The sequence below is a fragment of the Pontibacter populi genome (genome assembly GCF_040278685.1).
In the GTDB taxonomy this organism is placed as follows: Bacteria; Bacteroidota; Bacteroidia; order Cytophagales; family Hymenobacteraceae; genus Pontibacter; species Pontibacter populi.
This window is the reverse complement of record NZ_JBEOKT010000010.1, coordinates 108,007-130,331: the sequence shown is the minus strand read 5'-3', so window position 1 is coordinate 130,331 and position 22,325 is coordinate 108,007. Positions and strand designations below refer to the sequence as shown.

Here is a 22,325-nt window from a genome sequence, read left to right as displayed (position 1 = left end):
GATTGCACGTAAAAACGCACGCAAATAGCCAGATGTTTGGCTAAAACTTAATAACTGTTTATGTTCGTTATATGTTTAACAGACATAAGGTATAAAAGTACAACTAAATAGGTAAAACGTGAAGTTAACTAATAATTGGATGTATGCACTGCTGCTAAGCTTAACTATAGTTGGTTGCAGCCAAACAGAAAGCACTACAGAACAAATTGAAGCAGGCCAGGAAAATGTAGTTGGTGATCAGTCAGCTAAAAAAGAAGACACTAAGGTGATCCTGTTTTTCGGTAACAGCTTAACGGCCGGTTACGGGCTGGAACCACAACAGGCCTTCCCGGCCCTTATACAACAACGACTGGACTCACTTAACTTGCCTTACAAAGTAGTAAATGCTGGTGTAAGTGGCGAAACCACAGCGGGTGGCAAAAGCAGAATCGATTGGCTTCTGAAAAAACCGGTTGATATTTTTGTACTGGAACTGGGTGCTAACGACGGCCTGCGCGGTATTGATCCGGAAAGCTCTTACAGGAATCTGAAAACGATCATCGAAAAAGTTAGAGCAAAAAATCCGGAGGTTGAGATCGTATTAGCGGGAATGCAGTTGCCGCCGAGCATGGGCCAGCAATATACCCGCGAGTTCGGCGAAGTTTTTACAAGGCTGCAGAAAGACGAGAATGTTATCCTGATACCGTTCCTGCTGGAAGGTGTTGGTGGTAATCCGGAATTGAATCAGAATGATGGCATTCACCCAACCGAAGAAGGACAGAAAATACTAGCTGAAAACGTTTGGGATGCTTTAGAAGAGATCGTGATGAACGAAACAGCGCAATAGACACGCTCCCAAAAAAAATTGCATAATATTTTCAACTTAACGTAACCTTACTTTAACTACCCCGTTATTATGTATGGCTAAAAGTTGAAAATTATATTTTCATAAACTTACTAAAAGGCTCTCCACCCGGAGAGCCTTTTATGTTTTTAGGCCTTCCTAAAATTCTCCTTACCTATAGTTTCCTAAACATTTCAATTCCAGAATTGTACAGCTATAGTAGCTGAGATCATTTATAGTTCGCTAATCCTCTTTTATTTGCTCAATGTTGCAATAACTTTATAGGCGCATTATCATGCCCTATTCATTTGTTGATGTTCCTGCCCTATTACCGTCAATGCCGTCTACTTAATGATTAGTATTTCAAAACTGTCATTTCGAACATAGTGAGAAATCTATAGCGGATATACTCAAGAAAATTCTGAATAGATCTCTCCTAGCGTCGAGATGACAGATTCAGTTTTAATTGACGCTATTGGATTAGCCTATTCTACACACTTAATCTTGCGTCTTACATAATCAGCTTAAAAATACCAATCTCTCCCATCCCGAATATTTTATTTTCAGATTATTTTAAATATTTATAGTTGATAATCAATTATTTATAGTTAATGGTAAGGCTATATCTAAAAAAAAGAAGAAATTTATAATCCCTCAGGCAACCTCCGGCCTAAACCTTACATCTTAGGTTCAGAAGCGCAGCAAAATGCTGAGACGATTGACAAAACAACGAGTAGATTATAAGCTAAACTTTTACCCAGCGTGACAGAGTCAGAATTAATAGCAGGATGCCAGCAGGCAGACAGTAAGGCACAGAAGGTGCTTTACGAACGCTATGCCTCCCAGATGTACGGGGTTTGTTTGCGCTATCTTAAAAACGACATGGATGCCGAAGAAGCTTTACTGAACGGGTTTATGAAGATCTATCAGAACGTGGACCGGTTTGAAGCCAAAGGCAGTTTTGAAGGATGGATACGTCGCATTATGGTTAACGAAGCCCTGGGCTTTTTAAGAAAAAAAGAACCGCTGCACCTGGCCATAGAAGATGGCTACACGCAGATTGCCGGAACCGCCGGCGCAGACCACGACCTGAACGAAGGTGAACTATTAGGGTTATTGCACACGCTACCAGCAGGCTACAGAGCCGTGTTTAACTTATATGCTATAGAAGGTTACTCACATAAAGAGATCGCCGATATGCTGAACATAACAGAAGGAACATCAAAATCACAACTTAGCAAGGCCCGCGCCATGTTACAAAGAAGACTGACCGGGCAGGAAGCAATTGCCAGCTAAGAAAGGAGGAAAATTATGGAACCTGAAGAAGTAGATAAATTATTTAACGAGCGCCTGGGCCGCATGGCTCCTGCGCCACCCGCTGCCCTCTGGAACCGACTGCAGGAACGCATGGAGGCTGAAATGCCACAAGCAACCCTACAGATACAACAAGAGCAGCATGAAGAGAAACGTAGATACGGATTTTTGTACTACTCTATTGCAGCTGCCATTGCTTTACTGTTGGCAGTTGGTGTTGTTCTCAAGTTCAATCAACCACAAACTGTAACCGACCAAACTATTGCGCAGGTTGACCTGGGAGATAAGCAAACTACAGAACCGGCTCAAACTATAGCTACTGATAAAACAGCAGCAAGCACAGAGCAAACTATAGCTGTAGCCACACCGGAACAAACTATAGCTGATCCAACTGTAACCGAAGAACCAACTATAGTTGCTGCCCCAGCAAAAACGATCGCTAAGAAGCCGGTTACTAAACCACGCAAAAGAGCAGATCAGCAGTGGGTAAAGGTAGAAGGTACAAAACAACCGGCCATGCTGGCACAGCAAACTACCAAACCAGCACAGCAGGTTGAAGAGCCACAGTTGCCAACTGCTGTACAAACGCCGGTAGCCTTTGCATCAGCAAACAGCGCCGAGCCGGTTCAGATCATTATAAAACGCACTGTAAATAACGAGCCTGTTGCACTCGCCGCTTCCGACGAACCAGAAGAGAACAGCTCTTTCGAGAAGAAGCAGCGACTGGCAAAAAGTATCTTCAAACAGGTAAAAAATCTCTCTAACGGGGAGCAGGTAAACTTCGCAGACCTGGGCGTTAATGCCAACAAAATTGCACTAGAAACTAAAATTGGAAAACAAAAAATCTCAAAAGTAATCAATCTCTAATCCCTTAAAACCATGAAACGAATCCTACTAATCGTAATGGCCATTTGCATGGCCGCAGCTACCGGTGTGTCTGCCAAAGGCGGTCTTACCGTTGCCAACAGAGCCCAGAACCAGGACACAATTGTTATAAAAATGGCCAATGGCGCTAAAATGATCCTGCAACTACAGAATATGCAGCAACTCGAAGCTTTCCAGAACTATAGCCTGGACTCGCTGATGCACGAACTGAACAAATATGTAAAGCAGGTGGATAAAATGGAAGGTGCCACTGCCCAGGATGGCAAAACAAAACAGATGACTGTTACTTTTAACACGAAGGAAAACGAAGCAGATGGCACTGAAGAAGTAACTGTTACCATTCAGGAGACTGACGCTAAAGGCAAAGTAACCAAAGAGCATCACCAGGTAAAGCTAGGCAAAAACATAAAGATAGACGTGGAGATTGACGAAGACGTTGATACGACTAAGGTGAACGTTGGTGACCAGGACGAAGATGCTGACGACGACAAACCGGAAGTTTATAAAGCAACCCGTTTCAACTTTGATATTGACCTGGGCCTGAACACGTTCATAGATAAAGAAGACGCTTTGTTTGTTCCGGACCTGAAACCAATGGGTTCTCGCTATGTAAGCTTAAATTCACACATGATCTCTCAGATCGGTGGCCAGAAAAGCCCGTTCTACCTGGTGTCTGGTGTGGAGTTTGCCTTCAACAACTATATGTTCGATAAGAACTACATCATACAGGACACAGAAAATGATGTGACTGAATTCGTGAAAGTGGCTGACATCAGCTATGAGAAATCTAAACTGGCTACTTCAAGCATAAACGTACCACTGATGCCGATGCTGAAATTTAAGCGTGCCAATGGAAAAGATGGCTTCCATATTGGTGCGGGTGGATTTGCAGGTTACCGTTTAGGCAGCCACAGCAAAGTGAAATATGAGCAGGAAGGCAACTCAACAAAAGACAAAGACCGTGGCAGCTTTAACCTGAGCGACTTCCAGTATGGTGCTACCGGTGTAATAGGTTACAACAACTTTAGCATGTTTGTAAAGTATAATATGAACGACCTCTTTAAAGAAGCACGCGGACCGCAGGTGAATGTTATCAGCTTTGGTTTCCGTTTGCTTAACTAAGAAGTTTAATTTGTGAATTGATTGTGTTAAAGGAGAGCTCTAGTCTAGGGCTCTCTTTTTTTGCAACTATAGTTTAAGCCCAGCGCCTGAAATTATCGATGATGATAGCAGTTGCAGTTGCCACATTCAATGACTCGGCATGGCCAAAAGCCGGAATTTTAATGAGCTGGTTCACCTGTTTCGCTACCTCCGGACGGATGCCGTTCGCTTCGTTGCCCATGACAACTATACCCTGTGGCTGTAACTTCATCTGGTGAATGTTATCGCCAGCTAAAGAGGCACCGAAGATCTGGTGGGTTTTATTGAGTTGGGTAAGCCAGTCTTCGAGGTTTAGGTAATGTAACTGCATGCGGGTAAAAGAGCCCATAGTGGCGGCAATTACTTTGGGGTTATAAAAATCAGCGCAGTTCTCAGAGCATATTATTTTTTCGATGCCATACCAGTCCGCAATTCGGATGATGGTACCGAGGTTGCCTGGGTCCCTGATATCATCCAAAGCAATGACCAGTTCGGTCGGTGCAACTATAAGTTCGGGCCACTGACGCATATGTGCTACAGCCAGGGCAGCATTATTTGTAGCATAAGTGCCTGCACGAACCAGATCCGCTTCCGTTACAACTTCATAAGTTATACCTTTACCAAGTAGCCGGGCATGTTCTTTCTCAAAGCTTTCGGTTACGTATACATGCTGCAGTTCAAAACCGGATTGCAGTAATTCGATAACACTTTTTGCTCCCTCCACCACAAAGGCTTGGTGTTGGTTGCGGTATTTTTTTACTTGCAACGAGTTTATATACTTGATAACTGCTTTTGATAACATAACTGTGGTCCGTTTGAAGTCACGATTTTACATATTCGGTCTGTTAATTACAATTTTGTTTTCGGCAGGCTGTGTACCCACCAAAGATCTGGGCGAGGACGAACAGCTGTTAGTTAGCATTAAACCGCAGGGGCTGCAGCAGATAGAAGTCGCTGAGATAGAGAATTTATACCAGCAACAGCCTAACCGCATGTTCCTGGGCTCTACCCCTTACCTGGTGGTATATAACATCGGTAAAAAGTTTTATAACCCGCCTAAAATAGATGAGCGCATCCTGGAGACGCAGGAAAAATGGCGTGCAAAATACCGTGAGGCCGGTACTGATTCGGCCAAGATCCAGCGCATCCGGAACCGGTTCAGTAACCGCATTGCCAGGCTACGGGAGAAAAAAGAAGAAGGTAATTTCCTGATGCAGCTCGGCGAGCCACCTGCCATTTACGACTCTACACTGATGGTGCAGACAATTGATCAGATATCTATTTATCTAAACGCACACGGTTACTTTAAGCACTCCATTGATTTTACAAAAGAAGACAAGAACAAACTGGTTTACGTTACGCTCAATATCAACGAAAATGAGCCTTACCGGTACAATGAGCTAAACTATAGTATCCCGGATACAGCAGTTCTGGCATTGGTTAAAGCTTCCTCAAACAGGTCGTTGCTGCAATTGAATGACATCTATAACGAAGATATTATAACCGAAGAGCGTACCCGTATTTATGAACTGCTGCGAAATAATGGCTACTATGATTTTGCCCGTGCTTATATTGAGTTTGAAGTAGACACGCTTGGCACCGAAAATAAGACCGCCGTTACAACTATAGTTCAGAACCCGGAAACCGGCGCCCAGCACCAGGTATACAAAATCAAAAATGTATATTTTAAAACCGATTCTGACCGCTTTGGCATTCCGCGCGATACAATAACGTACAACAACATTAACTACGTTGCCTACGACCAGAAGTACTCTACCAGGATACTGGACAAAAAAGTAGACATTTACCCTGGCCAGAAGTACAGCCAGCTGCGTACGGCAACCACCCAGCGCAAACTCGCCGACCTGGATGTGTTCCAGTTCAATAATGTGCTTTACAATAAGATCACGAATCCGGCTGATAGTAACAATACCAACCTGCTGAATGCTTACATCAATGCCCTGCCTTCTAAACGGTTCCAGGAAACAACCGAGCTTGGTCTGAATTATACTGAACGAACGCCGGGTCCTTTTTCCAGTATCAGGTTGCGGGTTCGTAATGTGTTTGGTGGTGCCGAAAATCTTGACCTTGGTATCAGAGGTGGTTTTGAAGGGCAGATCAGCTTAACTGACGAACAGAAAACCGTCATGATCAAGGAATTTGGGGGCGATATGTCACTTACTTTTCCGTTTATAATTGCGCCGTATGGCCGAAACCTGTTATCAAAGTACAGCCCGAGAACCCGTATTTATACTGGCTTCACAAACGTTGACCGACAGGAATACAAGCGGTCCAGCTACGAATTCTCCCTTGATTATATCTGGCAAAAGTCCCGTACCCCGTTACAGGCACCAACCCTACAATACATTTTCTCGCCACTAAACCTGACTATAGTTCAAGCCGATACAAATACTTTTTCAGAGGACTTCCAGGAAGCATTAATACGCTACAGGTCTTTTGCAGAGAGTTTCAGGAGTGGTATCATCAGTTCTATGTCTTTTAACCTGACCTATAATACCAACGACTTTGCACAGACACGTAATGCACGTTTTTTCAGGGGTTTGGTAGAAGTAGGTGGTCTATCTCAGGAACTGGGCGTTGATCTGAGAATAAATGACCTGGAGACATTCCAGTTTGTCAGGTTCAATCCGGATTATCGTCGGTACATACCGTTAGGCAATAAGCGCTATTTTGTGTACCGCATAAACACAGGTATTGCCAGCCCTATTTTAAACGCGACGGTATTGCCTTACGAGAAACATTTCTTTGCAGGTGGTGCATCCAGTGTACGTGCCTGGCAGTCACGTCGCTTAGGACCTGGCACTTTTGTCGATTCTATCAGGTTTGAAGACACTAATGAGTTTATTGAGTCTGAACAGCCGGGCAATATTTTGATAGAGGCCAGCACAGAATATCGTTTCAATATATTCAGTTTCCTGAACGGAGCCTTGTTCGTAGATGCCGGTAACGTCTGGACCATTGAGGATGATCCGCAACGCCCTGGCTCCTCTTTCCAGTTCAATGATTTCTATAAAGAGTTGGCTGTTGGTACAGGCTTTGGCCTGAGGTTCGACTTAACCGTGCTGGTCCTCCGCTTCGATTTTGCAACAAAGGTTTATGACCCGGGCGGTATTAACGGTAAAAAGTTCGTACTGGGTGATTTCCGCTTTTCCGATTTCTTTACCAGAAGTAACCAGAGCAACCTGAACATCGGTATCGGGTATCCATTCTAGATTAAAATTTTTAGGATTAAGGATTTTGGGGTTAGGCTAAACTATAAACCTATTGTGAGTTTATAGTTGAATTACAGATTAATTTCGAGTTATAGTTTGGCCAATTTTTTTATCCAGTCCATCATCTATAATCCCGATCTAGACAAATAAAAAGCCCCGCCAATTAAGGCAGGGCTTTTATTTTATAGTTTAACTATACTTAGTAATTGAGTAACTCTTCTATTGTTGAAGCAACTTTATCCGGGTTCGGTAGCATCATTTTCTCGAGCTCTACATTAAGCGGTATAGCCGGCAGGTTGGCAGCGCCTAAGGTATAAACAGGTGCATCCAACTGCTGGAAACATTCTTTAGAGATACGGCCAGCCAACGACTCTGCAAACGAGTTCATTAATGGTTCTTCGGTAAGTACCAACGCTTTGCCATGACGTTTGACTGATGCAACTACAGCCTCAAAGTCAAGCGGGTTCAGTGTTCTGAGGTCTAGTATCTCGATACTTCCCGGGAATTGTTTGGCAGCAGTCTTAGCCCAGTATATACCCATTCCATAAGTAATGATGGTCATGCTGTTACCCATCTTTACTTCAGCATCATCGGCATACTGTACCACATTGGCTTTGCCTAATGGCAGGATATAGTTCTCGTCTGGTTCTATAGTTTTAGCATCTTCCGTTCCGGCCACTTTAGACCAGTAAAGCCCTTTATGCTCCAGCATAACAACCGGGTTCGGATCCAGGAAAGCAGCTTTCATCAGGCCTTTCATATCGGCAGCGTTGCTTGGGTACACTACTTTTATACCACGTATAGTCAGCAACGTAGATTCAATACTACCTGAATGGTAAGGTCCGCCGCCACCATATGCACCGATAGGTACACGAATAACAGACTGTACCGGGAATTTGCCCATCGACAGGTAGCAGCTCTTCGATAGCTCTTCTACCAACTGGTTCATGCCAGGCCAGATGTAATCCGCAAATTGTATCTCAACTATAGCTTTTGCTCCCACTGTCGACATACCAGCTGTAGAGCCAACGATGTAGGCTTCCTGTATCGGGGTATTGAAAACGCGTGCATCGCCATACTTTTTAGCCAATAACGCTGCTTCACGGAACACACCACCCAGTTCACCGCCAACATCCTGCCCGTAAAATAACGCTTCCGGATACGTTCTTAAAATATCATCAACGGCATGCAGCGCCGCATCCACCATAATGGCTTTCTCCGCTCCTGCCGGGCTGCGCTCTCCCTTTTCTTCTGTTACCGGGGTTGGAGCAAACTCATGCAGGTTAAAAGTACTCGGGTCTGGAACAGGAGCTTCCAAGGCACGCTTATAGTCATCATTTACCGTTCTGTAGGCTTCCTGCTCCAGCGCCTCTATTTCATCTTCTGTTACATCCAGGCTAAGCAACGTTTGCTTTAATCTCGGGATAGGGTCATTTACAGAATGCTGCTGCAGGTTATCGCCACGGTACCACTCACGACGCACACCAGATGTATGGTGACCTAAAAGTGGAACTTTGGCATGAACAAGTATAGGTTTGCGAACTTCGCGGGCATACTCAAAGGCAATACGCATGCCTTCATACGACTCCGCAAAGTCAGAGCCATTTACGCGCAGGCGCTCCATGCCTTTAAAACCTGCTGCATACTCGTACGCATCCATGGCGCGCATTTCCTTGCCAGTTGCCGAAATACCCCAGTCGTTATCCTGAATTAAATAAACTATAGGTAATCCCTTTAAAACAGCCATCTGGAACGCTTCGGCTACTTCACCTTCCGTTACGGAACCATCGCCCAGTGAGCAAAGCACAACGGGTTTTTCATCAGCATTCAGTAAGCCCTGGTTCTCTAAATAAGCGATACCGTGTGCCATGCCAGTTGCCGGAATAGCCTGCATACCAGTTGCTGAACTTTGGTGTGGTATAGTTGGGAAACCCTCACGACGCAGCGAAGGGTGCCCATAGTACGTGCGACCACCTGAAAAAGGATCGTCTGCTTTGGCCATTAACTGCAACATCAGCTCATAAGGCTGCATGCCAATTCCTAAAAGTATAGAATCGTCGCGATAATAAGGGGCTGCATAATCGTATGGTTTTAGCTGGAAAGCAGCTGCTAACTGTATAGCTTCATGTCCACGGCTTGTACTGTGCACATATTTACTGCAGATAGCTTTGTTCTCTTCGTAAGTGTCTGCCATGGTTTTGGCAGTTATCATCAGTCGGTAAGCTTTTTTCAGGACAGCAACATCCACTCTAAAATCTTCCAGGGTATCTTTAGACATAGTTTATACTTTTGTATTCCACGAAATTAATAAAATTCGCCCTTTTTCTAAAATCTAATACACGGTTCGGCAGAACCATCTGAATTAAGTATTTTTGCCCTTACTTTGATGATAGATGTAAAATAAAAGACAAGAGACACTTAAATAAGGTGTTGATTTAGTTTAGCCTTGAAAGTGCTACTTTGTCTTTTGTCACAAAGTCTTTTATCAATTAGTCATAAATAAAAAATATGTTCAGAGACGAAGTAGAAGCCTTTATGCGCCAGTTTCAGCTGGACCTGGTACGCGACCTTGAAAACTGTGATGGTGGTACCACTTTCCAGAAAGATGAATGGCAGCATGCCGAGCATGGCGGCGGGATAACGCGCATTATAGAGAATGGTGCTGTGCTGGAAAAAGGAGGCGTAAACTTCTCGGCAGTTGGTGGTCAGCTTTCACCACAGTTCCTGAAAATGCTGGAAATGCCAGATCCGAACTTCTTCGCGACTGGCGTTTCGGTAGTAATGCACCCGCACAGCCCAATGGTGCCTATCACGCACATGAACGTGCGCTATTTTGAAGCCGGTGATGGCAAAGCCTGGTTTGGCGGCGGCATAGACCTTACCCCTATTTACCTGGACCTGAAGCAGGCCCAGGAATTCCATAAGGCCATGAAGGCCGTTTGCGACAAGCACCACCCCAGCTATTACCCGGAGTTTAAAAAGTGGGCCGATGATTATTTCTTTAACGAGCACCGCCAGGAAACGCGCGGTGTTGGCGGCATCTTCTTCGACAGGTTAATGGCCAATGAAGAGTTTACATTGCAGCAGCGTTTTGATTTTGTGAAGGATGTAGCATATGCCTTTGCACCATTCTATACCAAGATCATGAACGAGAACCGCAATTTGCCTTATAACGAACAGCAAAAACAATGGCAACTGATTCGCCGTGGCCGTTACGTGGAGTTTAACCTCGTGTATGACCGTGGTACCAAGTTCGGATTGATGACCGGTGGCCGCATTGAATCTATTCTGATGAGTTTGCCGCAATATGCCTCATGGGTATACAACCATAAACCCGAGCCGGGCAGCCCTGAGGAGCTTACGCTCAACTACCTTAAAAAAGACATCGATTGGATTAACGTACAATAGCAAATGCTGGAAAAGCTGATTGAGCTTGACAAAGAGCTGTTTGTGTACCTGAACGACATGCAGTCTCCATTCTGGGACCCGATCATGGTCTTTGCCTCAGACAAATATGTGTGGGTACCTTTTTACCTGGGGGTAATAGGGTATGTGATCTGGAAATATAAACGACAAAGTATTCCGATGCTGCTGCTGGCTGTGCTAACTATAGCCTTGGCTGACAGCATTACTTCCGGCATATTTAAACCTTATTTTGCCCGCCTTCGCCCCTGCCATGACGAAACCTTATCAGATGTAATAAACCTGGTAGCTGGTTGCGGAGGTAAATTTGGGTTCATGTCGTCGCATGCGGCAAATGCGTTTGGCTTTGCGGTATTTTTCAACCTCATCCTCTCCGACCGTTACGCTGTTTTTAAGTTTATACTTATTGCCTGGGCAGTAGTAGTGTCTTATAGTCGTATCTACCTGGGCGTGCATTTTCCGGGCGATGTAGTTGGCGGAGCTATAGTTGGCAGCTTTGCAGCTTATGTATGCTCGCTGAGTTATGCTATAGTTATAAAAAAATACAGCTGGTTTCGGCCCCAGAATTAAGATTTTTAAGCTTAAATGGATTGCTGGATTATACTCGAGAACTTAGAAGTAATAATATAGTTGACTGACTTGTTTGCATAAGTTTCAAACAATTACAGTTCTTTAAGTAAATCAGTAGAAATTACAAATCCTGGTACAGACATAAAGAGACGCAAGGTATTGCTCTCTACAAATCAAATTACATCTGATTTATCCAGGTACAGCCAAATCTTAAAACCTTAGTTCTGTTTACCCAGCAATCTGGCCACATACTTACCAATAATATCAAATTCCAGGTTTACTTTATCGCCGGGTTTAACCGTGTGCAGGTTGGTATGCTCGAACGTATACGGGATAATAGCTACAGAAAAACGGTCTGACTGGGAAGCAACCACTGTCAGGCTGATACCATTGACGCAGATAGAACCTTTTTCCACGGTTACATTCCCGGTAGAGGCATCATACGAAAAAGTGAATTTCCAGCTGCCATTTTCATCTGTTACACTTTCGCAGATACCGGTCTGATCTACATGACCTTGCACAACATGACCATCGAAACGGCCGTTTGCCAGCATGCAGCGTTCAAGGTTCACCACATCGCCCTGCTTTAAAGTGTTCAGGTTTGTCTTCTGCAACGTCTCATCAATAGCTGTGACAGTATAGGTATCACCATCTATAGCTACAACCGTTAAGCATACGCCATTATGGGCCACGCTCTGGTCTACCTGCAACTCATGTGTAAATGCTGAAGAAAACGTAAAATGTTTGTTTGTAGCTTCTTCGCGGATGGCTTCCAGCCTGCCTAAAGTCTCTATAATTCCAGTAAACATAATTCTATCGTTTGAGGCTTAAAGATACAGGATAATGACAGTACTCGGAAAGTAATCCGGTAATTCCGCTGATTTATGGGTTAAAATAATCCATAGTTCCTTATTTTAGCGATTTAGAACCCCTGTAGTCCTCAGGTAGTACATATAACTATAGCCAAAGTAAAACTTACCATGGAAACTGATCTGTATAAACATAAAGGAATGCGCCGCGGTTTGGTGCAACATCTTCGCCAGAAAGGAATCCGCGACGAGCGTGTATTAGCTGCCATTGATGCAGTGCCCCGCCATTTCTTTTTCGAGAAAGCATTTGTAGAGCAGGCTTACCAGGATAAAGCTTTCCCGATCGGCGAAGGACAGACCATTTCACAGCCGTATACAGTTGCTTTTCAGACGGAACTACTCCGCTTAAAACCAACTGATAAAGTACTGGAGATAGGTACAGGCTCTGGCTACCAATGTTGTGTATTATTGCAGATAACTCCTAACGTATACACTATAGAATATAATAAACCGCTTTACGATAAGGCTCGTCGTTTTTTTGCAAGATATGGTTTAAAACCACATACATTTCACGGCGATGGATCTGAAGGCTTACCGATGCATGCCCCTTACGATAAAATTATAGTTACGGCTGGCGCGCCCGTTGTTCCGCGCAGTTTGTTAAAGCAATTAAATGTAGGTGGCATTCTGGTCATTCCTGTCGGAAACGAAAGCAGCCAGAAGATGCTCCGGATTACCAGAACTACCGAAACAGAGTTTGAACAGGAAGAGTTTGACGATTTCAAGTTCGTGCCACTGCTGGGACGCGAAGGCTGGGATGCTGGCAATTAGTGTCATTCTATAGTTTAACGGTATCAAATATGTAAGAGCGTTTTTTGTTTGGAGGCTCTTGCCCTATCTTTGTACAAAGAATCAAAAACACTATGCGTAAACAGAAAAAAGTAAGCGAATCGTATGTCATCATGACCGAACTGGTATTACCAAACGATACCAATACCCTGCATAACCTGATGGGTGGCAGAATGATGCATTGGATGGATATTGTATCTGCTATAGCTGCTCAAAAACACTCTAACCGCATAGTTGTAACAGCTTCTGTAGATAACGTTTCGTTCAAAGAAAGCATAAAGCTGGGCAATGTCGTTACGTTGGAAGCTAAAGTTACCCGTGCATTTGCATCCTCTATGGAGGTACATATTGTGGTGTATGCCGAAGATATTCCAAGCGGTAAAAAAGTACTTTCAAACCAGGCATTTTTCACGTTTGTGGCTGTAGACCAGTCTGGCAAAGCGATTGACGTACCGGAAGCAATACCTGAAACAGAAGAAGAAATCAAACTATACGATGGTGCCTTACGTCGTCGCCAGTTGCGTCTGGTATTGGCAGGCCGTATGAAACCAAGCGAAGCCAACGAGCTTAAATCTATTTTCGATATCAAAGAAAGCGTACAGGGCTAAATACATGGCAGGGTTACAGGCAGAGGAATTAAGCAGCGAGTTTTTAAAGAACTTTATACCGGAAACTGTTTTTTTAGTGGATGGCGAAATTGCTGTGCCTGCGCATGAGGTTAAAGAAACTATAAGCCCGGAGCAACCAGCTATAGTTGAGCCGGTCGTAGTTGCCAAGCCGGAAGTACATTTAAAGGAAATCCCGAAGTTGCCTGACGTACCTAAAGCTCCTGCTGCACCGGATAAGTTTAAAACAATTGGGGAAAACAAGAGAGGAGTTGTGGTGCTGGTAACGGTGCCCGATGCTGCTTTTATGCAATTACCACAGCTGGGTTTTCTGCAGAAGATATTATCTGCTATTGGTTTGCTGCCATCAGATGTAGCTTATGTAAATAACTTGTCCGGTTCCAATGCTGTTTTTGAAGACCTGCAGCAAGCACTACAGGTAAACTATATCATCAGCTTTGCGAGCCGAGTTGAATCTAATCTGCCGCACGAAAAATTCACATTATACAATCCGGTTACCTTGGGTAACGTACCTATCGTATTTTCACATTCGCTGGCAGATCTCGAGAACGATCAGGAAAAGAAAAAACTACTTTGGGGAGCACTTCAAAAGACTTTCTTATAGTTCACAACTAACATTGCAGTTCTAAATAATAAAAAAGCCTTTCCAATTACGGAAAGGCTTTTTTATTATAGTTCTGTAACGTGATTTAGTTCAGGACTTCTGCCAGTTTATCTTCCAGTTCTTTGCCACGTAAATTCTTAGCTATGATGCGTCCTTCTTTGTCAAGCAATAAAGTCTGCGGAATAGCAGTGATGTTATATAATCCGGCAGCTGCACTCTCCCATCCTTTCAGGTCCGATACGTGTGGCCAGGTCAGTTTATCATCCGCAATTGCTTTTAACCATTTCTCACGGTTCTGATCCAGCGATACCCCGAAAATTTCAAATCCTTTGTCTTTATACTCGTTATACATGCGAACCACATTCGGGTTTTCTTTGCGGCACGGTCCGCACCAGCTTGCCCAGAAATCTATGAGCACATACTTGCCACGTAACGAAGATAAGGAAGCTGATCCGCCATCCGGGGTTGGCAATGTAATTTCAGGGGCCATTTGTCCGACAGCAGTACTGCGCATGCCTTTCAGGCGATCATTTAGCTCAGCGGTATACTTAGAATTAGGTAGGTTTTTGCTGAAAAGTGTTGACATACTGTCTGCAAAAGCAAAGTCTGTAGCCGGATCAATAAGTGTGAGCGTACCAAATGTTGAAACCACAGAAGTCGGGTGCTGTGCCAGGAATTTTTTGATATTATCCTGCAGTGCATCATACTCCTTTTTAATAGCTTCAGCTTCTTCTGTCTTGCCTTCGGAATTGGCCTGCATAAAACGTTGTTCCAAGCCCATTTTCTCCATCTGCGTTTCATTCACCATCTTATTCAGTTCCTGAAACAATTGCGAATCATCTGAACCTTCGATCTTGGAAGTTCCATTCAAGTCTTTGGCATCGGCTTCCAGCTTAATGTCTGTTCCATTATCCAATACCAGGATTACACCGTCACGCTGGTCTATAGTTACACGGTAAAAAGATGGCTCTGAAGATTCGCCTTCAAAATTAAAAACGCCATTCTCCTCCACCTGTGCTGTATCACGCGGTACGAACTGCTGTTTATCAAGTTCAAACAAGTAAATATTGCTGCCTGTTGCCGCATTGCTCAGCTTACCTTGTATGGTATAGCCATCTTCGCCATTTGTAGCAGACTTATTACCCTGGCAGCTAGCTAACATTGCTATGGCTGAGGCTAAAACCAGGTAGTTCTTATAGTTCTTCATACCGTTTATTTAAAAATTTGACAAAAGACTGATTTACAAAAGTTTCAAAAAACTAATTTCTTTTGTCCTTTGTCATCAAGTCTTTTATCTAACTAATTATGCGTTAAGGCGCTCAATAAGCAATTTGTTTGCAACTTTCGGATCAGCTTTGCCTTTTGTTTTCTTCATTACCTCGCCCATGAACATACCTACCAGGCTCTGTTTACCAGCTTTATATTCAGCCACTTTCTGCGGGTTACCAGCCACCACTTCAGCAATAATTGCTTCCAGTGCTCCTGCATCAGAATCCTGCAACAGGTTCTGCTCTTCTGCTACCTGGTGTGCCGGTGTTCCCGGGTTCTCCAGCATGTAAGGGAAGATCTTCTTTGCAGCGACAGAATGGCTTACCTTGTTCTCATCAACCAATGCAATAATCTCAGCAATACTATGTGGCTGCAGCGGGAAATCCTTTATGTGCAGTTGCAACTCGTTCAGGTACGATTTTACCGGACCCATTACCCAGTTAGAGGCCGCCTTATAGTTAGAAGTATACTTGCAAAGCTCCGCAAAGTATAAGGCAACTTCCTTCGCATCGGTCAGTACGTTAGCATCATATTCAGGCAAGCCATACTCTTCCGTAAAACGCTTGTATAGTTCCTGCGGCAGACTCGGCATCGTTTCTTTAATACGCTCCAGCCACTCCTGCTCAATTACCAGCGGCGGAAGATCCGGTTCAGGGAAATAACGGTAATCGTTCAGGGTCTCCTTAGAGCGCATGGCCGTAGTAGAACCCGTGTTGGCATCGAAGTTACGTGTTTCACCGTCAACTGTACCACCGTTTTCGAGCACCGTTATCTGGCGTTCGATCTCGTGCTCAATGGCGCGCTGTACGTTACGGAAGGAGTTCATATTCTTCACTTCTACCTTCGTACCCCACAGCGGAGAATCCTTCAGCATCACAGAAATGTTAGCATCGCAACGCAGCGAACCTTCTTCCATGTTACCGTCGCAAATGTCCAGGTACTTCACCAGGCGCTTTATTTCGGTCAGGTAGTTATAAGCTTCTACAGAATCACGGATATCCGGCTCCGATACGATCTCGATAAGCGGTACACCGGCACGGTTAAAGTCAACCAACGTTTCGGTTTCACCTGCCAGGTGCATCGACTTACCAGCATCTTCTTCCATGTGGATGCGGGTAATGCCAATACGCTTGTCATTGTCTTCCGCATCTTTCACAACTATATGGCCAGCCGTACAAACAGGTGTCTTATCCTGTGTGATCTGGTAACCTTTCGGAAGATCGGGATAGAAGTAATTTTTACGGGCGTAGATGTTGTAGCGCGTAATGTTGCAGTTAGTAGCCAGACCCATTTTTACAGCCATCTCTACAACGGTTTTGTTAATGCGCGGCAATGTACCAGGGTGACCAAGTGTGATGGCGCTCAGGTTGGTGTTTGGCAGCATACCATACTCCGTCGAGTCAGAACTATAAGCCTTACTCTCCGTCAGTAACTGTGCGTGCACTTCCAGACCGATGATTGCCTGGTATTTATCTCTTATCGCTTTATCCATTTTTTTAATGATTAATGACGAATGAGTTAGGACTAATTTATAGTTGAGCCTTTACTCATTACTCATTACTAATTATTCATTAAAGTCTTTACAAGTTCTACTGCTTTGCCCGGTACAGCCTGCAAGCCTGCAGTATCTTTACCGCCGGCAGTTGCATAGAATGGCTGACCACCGCCACCGCCTTTAATTTCTTTGGCAAGTTCGCGTACCATCTGGCTGGCATTCATATTCTTTTCAGCAACCAGGTTATCAGATAACATTACCGCGATCTGTGGTTTGCCGTCAATTTCAGCAGCCAGTACCAATACAAGGTTGTCTACTACCTGGCGCATATCGAAAGCAAGCTTTTTCAGGTGATCAGCGTTGCTCACTTCAACCTGCTCAGCTACTAAGTTTACACCATTAAGTTGATGTGCTTTCTGGGCTAAGGTATCTTTCAGGCCGCTTAGTTGCTTCAATTCGAATTGCTCCAGTTGCTTTTGTAGGGCTTTATTATCGTCCTGTAGTTTCTGCACCGCACCTGATACATTGCTTTGGGTGTTCAGCACTTCACGGACAGCATGTAATTCATCTAACTGGGCCTGTACAAATTCTTCGGCAAGTGTAGCAGTTACGGCTTCAATACGACGAACACCGGCAGCTACAGAGCTTTCTGATACTATTTTAAAGTAACCGATCTCGCCTGTATTATACACGTGCGTACCACCGCAAAGCTCTACCGAGTGCTTACTGTCGAAAGCGATCACACGAACATACTCGCCATACTTCTCGCCGAACAAAGCGGTTGCTCCCATTTCTTTGGCCTCGGCAATTGGTACGTTGCGCTGCTCTTCCAGCGGAATGCTCTGGCGCACTCGTTCGTTCACGATATGCTCTATCTCACGGATCTGGACATCTTCTACTTTCGCGAAATGCGAGAAGTCGAAACGCAATACTTTTTCGTTTACTAGAGAGCCTTTCTGCTGCACGTGCTCACCTAAAACTTTACGTAAAGCGGCATGTAGTAAGTGCGTAGCAGAGTGATTCTTACGGATGTAGTTACGACGCTCAAAATCGATCTCACTACGGAAAGCAGCTTCGATGTTCTGTGGTAACTTCGTTGTGATATGAAGTATAAGATCGTTCTCTTTTTTTGTATCCAGCACTTCGATCTGCTCTGAATCAGAAACCAAATAACCCGTATCACCTACCTGACCACCACTCTCAGCATAGAAAGGAGTCTTATCAAGCACGATATGATACTCGCTCTTATTCTTGGTCTTCACCTGGCGGTAACGCACAATATGCGAGTCTGAAACATTGCAGTCGTAGCCTACAAACTCGGTAGTTACATCCGGCTGAACTATAACCCAGTCGCTTTGCTCTGAAGCTGAAGCGTTGCGCGAACGGTTCTTCTGCTGCTCCATCTCCACGCCAAAACCAGCTTCGTCCACTGTCAGGCCTTTTTCACGGGCGATCAGCGCAGTGAGATCCAGTGGGAAACCGAAGGTATCGTATAGTTCGAAAGCAGTTTTGCCATCGATAGTATTGTTGTTCTCTTTGAATTTAGCTTCCAGTGCATCCAGTCTTTTCAGACCATTTTCTAAAGTTCTAAGGAAAGCGTTCTCTTCTTCTTCGATCACGCGCTGCACGAAGCTCAACTGTTGCTTCAGTTCCGGGAAAACAGTTTCCATCTGGTCGGCCAGTACGGCAGCCAGTTTATACAGGAACGGCTTTTTGAAATCGAGGAAAGTGAAGCCATAACGTACCGCACGGCGCAGGATACGACGGATCACATAACCAGCCTTGTTGTTAGATGGCAACTGTCCATCAGCTATGGTAAAGGCAATGGCACGGATATGGTCAGAGATTACGCGGATGGCAATGTCTGTCTTTTCATTCTCGCCATACACTACGCCAGCTTCCTTAGCTACAAACTGGATCAGTGGCTGGAAAACATCGGTATCATAGTTAGAGCGCTTGCCCTGGATAGCCATGCACAAACGCTCGAAGCCCATACCGGTATCCACGTGTTGTGCAGGCAGTTTTACCAGCGAGCCATCCGCCAGGCGGTTAAACTCCATGAATACGTTATTCCAGATCTCGACAACCTGTGGGTGATCGTTGTTTACTAAAGACTTACCATCCACTTGCGCACGCTCTTCATCAGTACGCAAATCCACATGTATCTCCGAGCACGGACCACATGGGCCGGTATCGCCCATTTCCCAGAAGTTGTCCTTCTTGTTACCCATCAGGATGCGGTCTTCCGCGATCATAGATTTCCAGATGTTATAGGCATCCTGGTCCATTTGCAGGTTCTCGGAAGCATCGCCCTGGAATACAGAAACGTACAGCCTGTCTTTTGGCAGTTTGTATACTTCAGTCAGCAGTTCCCACGACCATTCCAGGGCTTCTTTCTTAAAGTAATCGCCAAACGACCAGTTGCCGAGCATCTCGAACATGGTGTGGTGGTAGGTGTCGTAACCTACTTCTTCCAGGTCGTTGTGCTTGCCACTTACGCGAAGGCATTTCTGGGTATCGGCGATGCGCTTATACGGCGCAGGTTTGTTGCCCAAAAAATAATCTTTGAAGGGGGCCATACCCGAGTTGATAAACATCAGGGTTGGGTCGTCTTTAACCACTATCGGTGCCGATGGCACGACCTGGTGTTGCTTGGAAGCGAAGAAATCCAGGAACTTTTGTCTTATCTCAGCTGAGTTCATCTATGATTATTAAGCCTTTAGATACTATCTGCTATACTTGTTGTTTAAGAACAAAAAATATAGAATTTTTGCCTTTCAGAAGCACGGATAATTTTCGCGTTCCGGTAAGCCAATTACTAGCAAAAGTAGCATATTTTAGCTGTAAACAGTAGCATATCCGCGAAAATTGTAGTGTAGTTTATAGTTTAGCCATAGCCTTATGCCTTATAAAGAAAAAGAAATAGAGAAGCAGTATTACACAATTGGTGAAGTTGCTGCCATGTTTGATGTTGCCGCATCGCTTATCCGCTTCTGGGAGACAGAATTTGAACAGCTCCGCCCTAAGAAAAACAAGAAAGGTAACCGCCAGTATACCAAACAGGATATTGAAACGCTTCGCACGGTATACCACCTGGTAAAAGAGCGTGGGTATACGATACAGGGCGCTAAGGATGTGATGAAGAACAAGTCAGTACAGACCAAGGATAAGATGGAGATCATCGATTCGCTGGAGAAAGTACGGTCGTTTCTGGTAGGTATTAAAAATCAACTGAACACTAAAGCCTAAAAGCTGCGTATTTCCCTAACCATGGGAGATAACCAGAACCTATACGAAATTGCCATTACCCAGATACACGGTATCGGGCCACAGCTTACGCGCCAGTTGGTAAGTTATTGTGGCTCACCAAAAGGGGTATTTCAGGCGCCGCCAGGTAAGCTGCAGAAGATTCCTGGGATTGGTCCGGCCGCTTATAAAAACATAACGCAGGGCGTAAAGCAGGCATTGTTGCAAGCTGAAGAGCTTCTGAAGAAGGCCGAAGAGCATGACGTACAGTTGCTGTTTTATACTTCCCCCAAATACCCTGACCGGCTGAAGCAAATAGCCGATGCTCCTACCCTCTTATACTTTAGAGGCAACGGCAACCTGAACCAACGACGCATAATTTCTATAGTTGGAACAAGGCAGGTAAGCAACTATGGTCAGGCGATGACCGAAAAAATCGTAGCCGACCTGGCACCTTACAACGTGCTTATAGTTTCGGGACTGGCTTATGGGATTGATATCGTGTCGCATAGGGCGGCTATACAGGCAGGTTTGTCAACTATAGGCGTGATGGCCAGCGGACCAGAGATCATTTACCCGGCTGTGCACCGTAAATATGCGGAACGTATGCTTACCCAAGGCGGATTGCTTTCTGAAAACACTTTCGGTACCAAACCAGATGCACCTCGTTTTCCGGCCCGTAACCGTATTATTGCCGGCATGAGCGACTGTACTATAGTTGTGGAAGCTACCCTGAAAAGCGGCACACTCATTACTGCTGATTTAGCGCATGGATACGACAAAGAAGTAATGGCTGTACCGGGCAATGTAACGTCTCCAGTTTCCGAAGGCCCAAATCATCTCATCAAAAACCATAAAGCAGCCATCTATACTTCGGTGCAGGACCTGGTGGAGTTGATGAACTGGGATCTGGAAGATGAAGCGCAGGTCCGAAAGCAAAAGTCACAGACCTTCTCCCCTGACGAATATTCTGCCGATGAGCTTAAAGTACTCACGCTACTACAACAAAGCCAGGATGAGCAAATGGACAACATCAGTTGGAAGACCCAGATACCGGTAAGTATGCTGGCATCGGTTCTGCTGACCTTAGAATTTAAAGGGATGGTGAAGGCAATGCCGGGTAAGCGGTTTGGGTTGATCCGGTAAGTTGGTTGTTAGTTATTGGTTACTCAGAATTAAGATTTAACTCTTAACTTTCAATTCTGAAATCATAACTAAACCAAATGCTGATTTATAACGGCGACTTTATACTTGAATCTAAACTTCATCTACCAATAGCTAACAGGGCTTTTCAGTTCAATGATGGTTTTTTTGAGACGGCTATAGTTGCCGATGGTAAGCTGCGTTTCTGGAAGGACCATGTGGCTCGAATGCAAGCGGCGGCTCAGGTTTTGAAATTGGAGTTGCCCCAAACTATAGTTTCCGGAGAGCTTGAAGAAATGCTTTTGCAACTGGCTAAGCAAAATAATGCGGCAAACTATGGCCGGCTAAAACTTAAACTATGGCGTAGCGGCGGAGGACTTTATACTCCGGAAACAAACCAGGCAGACTGGTTGGCAACTATAGTTCCTACAACTCCGACTACCACAACTCCCCTGCACATTGGCATCTGCGAAACTATAAACACTAACTATAGCTCTTTCTCATTTTTTAAAGGTCCCAATGCGCTACTATATGTAATGGCTGGTATCGAGAAAAAGGAACAAGGCTTTGATGATATGCTGTTGCTAAACCGCCAGCGTATAGTTTCTGAACTAACCTCTTCTAATATCTTCTGGCTAAAGAATGGTGTTTTGTTTACTCCTGCTATAGATACGGGCTGTGTGCAGGGAATTGTAAGACAGAATATTTTGCGCTGGTGCCGGGATGCCGGTATCAAGACGAAAGAAGCATATTATGATGTGACTAATTTGCTAAAAGCAGACACCATATTTGCAGGTAATGTAACCGGCATCCGAAGTATAGCAACTATAAACAGTGAGTCGGTAAGTATAGATGAAGTGTTAGTGCAGCAGCTGCGAAGAGCTTTGTTCTCTTAA

At 44.6% G+C, this 22,325-nt stretch carries 19 protein-coding genes; 13 read left to right on the top strand and 6 right to left on the bottom strand.

Annotated elements, in window-relative coordinates; translation table 11 throughout:
• Window positions 1-118: 118 nt before the first annotated feature.
• From ABS362_RS12630 to ABS362_RS12615, 4 genes are all read left to right on the top strand, one after another.
• Complete coding sequence (locus tag ABS362_RS12630; RefSeq protein ID WP_350412841.1) at window positions 119-826, top strand: arylesterase; 708 nt, start codon at window positions 119-121, stop codon at window positions 824-826.
• A gap of 759 nt (window positions 827-1,585) precedes the next feature.
• Window positions 1,586-2,119, top strand: a complete 534-nt coding sequence (locus tag ABS362_RS12625) for an RNA polymerase sigma factor (protein ID WP_350412840.1) — start codon at window positions 1,586-1,588, stop codon at window positions 2,117-2,119.
• A 15-nt stretch (window positions 2,120-2,134) separates the two neighbouring features.
• Window positions 2,135-3,004: a hypothetical protein gene (locus tag ABS362_RS12620; protein ID WP_350412839.1), complete on the top strand. Its 870-nt coding sequence runs from the start codon at window positions 2,135-2,137 to the stop codon at window positions 3,002-3,004.
• 12 nt (window positions 3,005-3,016) lie between these two features.
• The gene (locus tag ABS362_RS12615) at window positions 3,017-4,144 is read left to right on the top strand and encodes an outer membrane beta-barrel protein (protein WP_350412838.1); all 1,128 of its coding nucleotides are present in this window, start codon (window positions 3,017-3,019) and stop codon (window positions 4,142-4,144) included.
• A 73-nt stretch (window positions 4,145-4,217) separates the two neighbouring features.
• Here the strand turns inward: ABS362_RS12615 and ABS362_RS12610 are convergent, their stop codons facing one another.
• Window positions 4,218-4,964, bottom strand: a complete 747-nt coding sequence (locus tag ABS362_RS12610) for a TrmH family RNA methyltransferase (protein ID WP_350412837.1) — start codon at window positions 4,962-4,964, stop codon at window positions 4,218-4,220.
• 13 nt (window positions 4,965-4,977) lie between these two features.
• On the opposite strand from ABS362_RS12610, the gene tamL reads away from it, so the two are divergent.
• The gene (gene tamL / locus ABS362_RS12605) at window positions 4,978-7,395 is read left to right on the top strand and encodes a translocation and assembly module lipoprotein TamL (protein ID WP_350412836.1); all 2,418 of its coding nucleotides are present in this window, start codon (window positions 4,978-4,980) and stop codon (window positions 7,393-7,395) included.
• Window positions 7,396-7,594: 199 nt separating this feature from the next.
• Here the strand turns inward: tamL and ABS362_RS12600 are convergent, their stop codons facing one another.
• Window positions 7,595-9,673 carry an alpha-ketoacid dehydrogenase subunit alpha/beta gene (locus tag ABS362_RS12600; RefSeq protein WP_350412835.1) on the bottom strand — a complete coding sequence of 693 codons (2,079 nt, stop codon included), beginning with the start codon at window positions 9,671-9,673 and terminating at the stop codon, window positions 7,595-7,597.
• Between the two features lie 230 nt (window positions 9,674-9,903).
• Between ABS362_RS12600 and hemF the strand changes: the two genes are divergently transcribed.
• The gene (gene hemF / locus ABS362_RS12595; protein WP_350412834.1) at window positions 9,904-10,803 is read left to right on the top strand and encodes an oxygen-dependent coproporphyrinogen oxidase; all 900 of its coding nucleotides are present in this window, start codon (window positions 9,904-9,906) and stop codon (window positions 10,801-10,803) included.
• Window positions 10,804-10,806: 3 nt separating this feature from the next.
• On the top strand, window positions 10,807-11,388 hold the full coding sequence (locus ABS362_RS12590; protein WP_350412833.1) for a phosphatase PAP2 family protein: 582 nt from the start codon (window positions 10,807-10,809) through the stop codon (window positions 11,386-11,388).
• Between the two features lie 218 nt (window positions 11,389-11,606).
• Here the strand turns inward: ABS362_RS12590 and ABS362_RS12585 are convergent, their stop codons facing one another.
• Window positions 11,607-12,197 carry a riboflavin synthase gene (locus ABS362_RS12585; RefSeq protein ID WP_350412832.1) on the bottom strand — a complete coding sequence of 197 codons (591 nt, stop codon included), beginning with the start codon at window positions 12,195-12,197 and terminating at the stop codon, window positions 11,607-11,609.
• A 171-nt stretch (window positions 12,198-12,368) separates the two neighbouring features.
• Between ABS362_RS12585 and ABS362_RS12580 the strand changes: the two genes are divergently transcribed.
• From ABS362_RS12580 to ABS362_RS12570, 3 genes are all read left to right on the top strand, one after another.
• Complete coding sequence (locus ABS362_RS12580; protein WP_350412831.1) at window positions 12,369-13,028, top strand: protein-L-isoaspartate(D-aspartate) O-methyltransferase; 660 nt, start codon at window positions 12,369-12,371, stop codon at window positions 13,026-13,028.
• Window positions 13,029-13,120: 92 nt separating this feature from the next.
• Entirely contained in the window at window positions 13,121-13,654 is a 534-nt protein-coding gene (locus ABS362_RS12575) for an acyl-CoA thioesterase (RefSeq protein ID WP_350412830.1), read from the top strand.
• Window positions 13,655-13,658: 4 nt separating this feature from the next.
• Window positions 13,659-14,276, top strand: coding sequence for a hypothetical protein (locus ABS362_RS12570; RefSeq protein ID WP_350412829.1), 618 nt, complete (start codon window positions 13,659-13,661; stop codon window positions 14,274-14,276).
• Window positions 14,277-14,361: 85 nt separating this feature from the next.
• Here ABS362_RS12570 and ABS362_RS12565 read toward each other — a convergent pair whose 3' ends face one another.
• The 3 genes from ABS362_RS12565 to alaS form a co-directional block, all read right to left on the bottom strand.
• A complete protein-coding gene (locus tag ABS362_RS12565) occupies window positions 14,362-15,483 on the bottom strand; it encodes a redoxin domain-containing protein (protein WP_350412828.1) in 1,122 nt (373 codons plus the stop codon).
• A gap of 96 nt (window positions 15,484-15,579) precedes the next feature.
• On the bottom strand, window positions 15,580-17,037 hold the full coding sequence (gene gatB / locus ABS362_RS12560) for an Asp-tRNA(Asn)/Glu-tRNA(Gln) amidotransferase subunit GatB (RefSeq protein WP_350412827.1): 1,458 nt from the start codon (window positions 17,035-17,037) through the stop codon (window positions 15,580-15,582).
• Between the two features lie 68 nt (window positions 17,038-17,105).
• Window positions 17,106-19,742, bottom strand: coding sequence for an alanine--tRNA ligase (alaS, locus tag ABS362_RS12555; protein WP_350412826.1), 2,637 nt, complete (start codon window positions 19,740-19,742; stop codon window positions 17,106-17,108).
• Window positions 19,743-19,941: 199 nt separating this feature from the next.
• Here alaS and ABS362_RS12550 point away from each other — a divergent pair, with 199 nt between their 5' ends.
• The 3 genes from ABS362_RS12550 (at window position 19,942) to ABS362_RS12540 (ending at window position 22,325) form a co-directional block, all read left to right on the top strand.
• Window positions 19,942-20,289 carry a MerR family transcriptional regulator gene (locus ABS362_RS12550; RefSeq protein WP_350412825.1) on the top strand — a complete coding sequence of 116 codons (348 nt, stop codon included), beginning with the start codon at window positions 19,942-19,944 and terminating at the stop codon, window positions 20,287-20,289.
• A 21-nt stretch (window positions 20,290-20,310) separates the two neighbouring features.
• On the top strand, window positions 20,311-21,432 hold the full coding sequence (gene dprA, locus ABS362_RS12545; protein ID WP_350412824.1) for a DNA-processing protein DprA: 1,122 nt from the start codon (window positions 20,311-20,313) through the stop codon (window positions 21,430-21,432).
• 77 nt (window positions 21,433-21,509) lie between these two features.
• A complete protein-coding gene (locus tag ABS362_RS12540; RefSeq protein WP_350412823.1) occupies window positions 21,510-22,325 on the top strand; it encodes an aminotransferase class IV in 816 nt (271 codons plus the stop codon).

Coding starts and splice junctions, on each gene's coding strand:
- ABS362_RS12620 (WP_350412839.1), top strand. CDS start 2,135: ATGGAACCTGAAGAAGTAGATAAATTATTTAACGAGCGCCTGGGCCGC.
- ABS362_RS12615 (WP_350412838.1), top strand. CDS start 3,017: ATGAAACGAATCCTACTAATCGTAATGGCCATTTGCATGGCCGCAGCT.
- ABS362_RS12610 (WP_350412837.1), bottom strand. CDS start 4,964: ATGTTATCAAAAGCAGTTATCAAGTATATAAACTCGTTGCAAGTAAAA.
- ABS362_RS12600 (WP_350412835.1), bottom strand. CDS start 9,673: ATGTCTAAAGATACCCTGGAAGATTTTAGAGTGGATGTTGCTGTCCTG.
- hemF (WP_350412834.1), top strand. CDS start 9,904: ATGTTCAGAGACGAAGTAGAAGCCTTTATGCGCCAGTTTCAGCTGGAC.
- ABS362_RS12590 (WP_350412833.1), top strand. CDS start 10,807: ATGCTGGAAAAGCTGATTGAGCTTGACAAAGAGCTGTTTGTGTACCTG.
- ABS362_RS12585 (WP_350412832.1), bottom strand. CDS start 12,197: ATGTTTACTGGAATTATAGAGACTTTAGGCAGGCTGGAAGCCATCCGC.
- ABS362_RS12580 (WP_350412831.1), top strand. CDS start 12,369: ATGGAAACTGATCTGTATAAACATAAAGGAATGCGCCGCGGTTTGGTG.
- ABS362_RS12575 (WP_350412830.1), top strand. CDS start 13,121: ATGCGTAAACAGAAAAAAGTAAGCGAATCGTATGTCATCATGACCGAA.
- ABS362_RS12570 (WP_350412829.1), top strand. CDS start 13,659: ATGGCAGGGTTACAGGCAGAGGAATTAAGCAGCGAGTTTTTAAAGAAC.
- ABS362_RS12565 (WP_350412828.1), bottom strand. CDS start 15,483: ATGAAGAACTATAAGAACTACCTGGTTTTAGCCTCAGCCATAGCAATG.
- gatB (WP_350412827.1), bottom strand. CDS start 17,037: ATGGATAAAGCGATAAGAGATAAATACCAGGCAATCATCGGTCTGGAA.
- alaS (WP_350412826.1), bottom strand. CDS start 19,742: ATGAACTCAGCTGAGATAAGACAAAAGTTCCTGGATTTCTTCGCTTCC.
- ABS362_RS12550 (WP_350412825.1), top strand. CDS start 19,942: ATGCCTTATAAAGAAAAAGAAATAGAGAAGCAGTATTACACAATTGGT.
- dprA (WP_350412824.1), top strand. CDS start 20,311: ATGGGAGATAACCAGAACCTATACGAAATTGCCATTACCCAGATACAC.
- ABS362_RS12540 (WP_350412823.1), top strand. CDS start 21,510: ATGCTGATTTATAACGGCGACTTTATACTTGAATCTAAACTTCATCTA.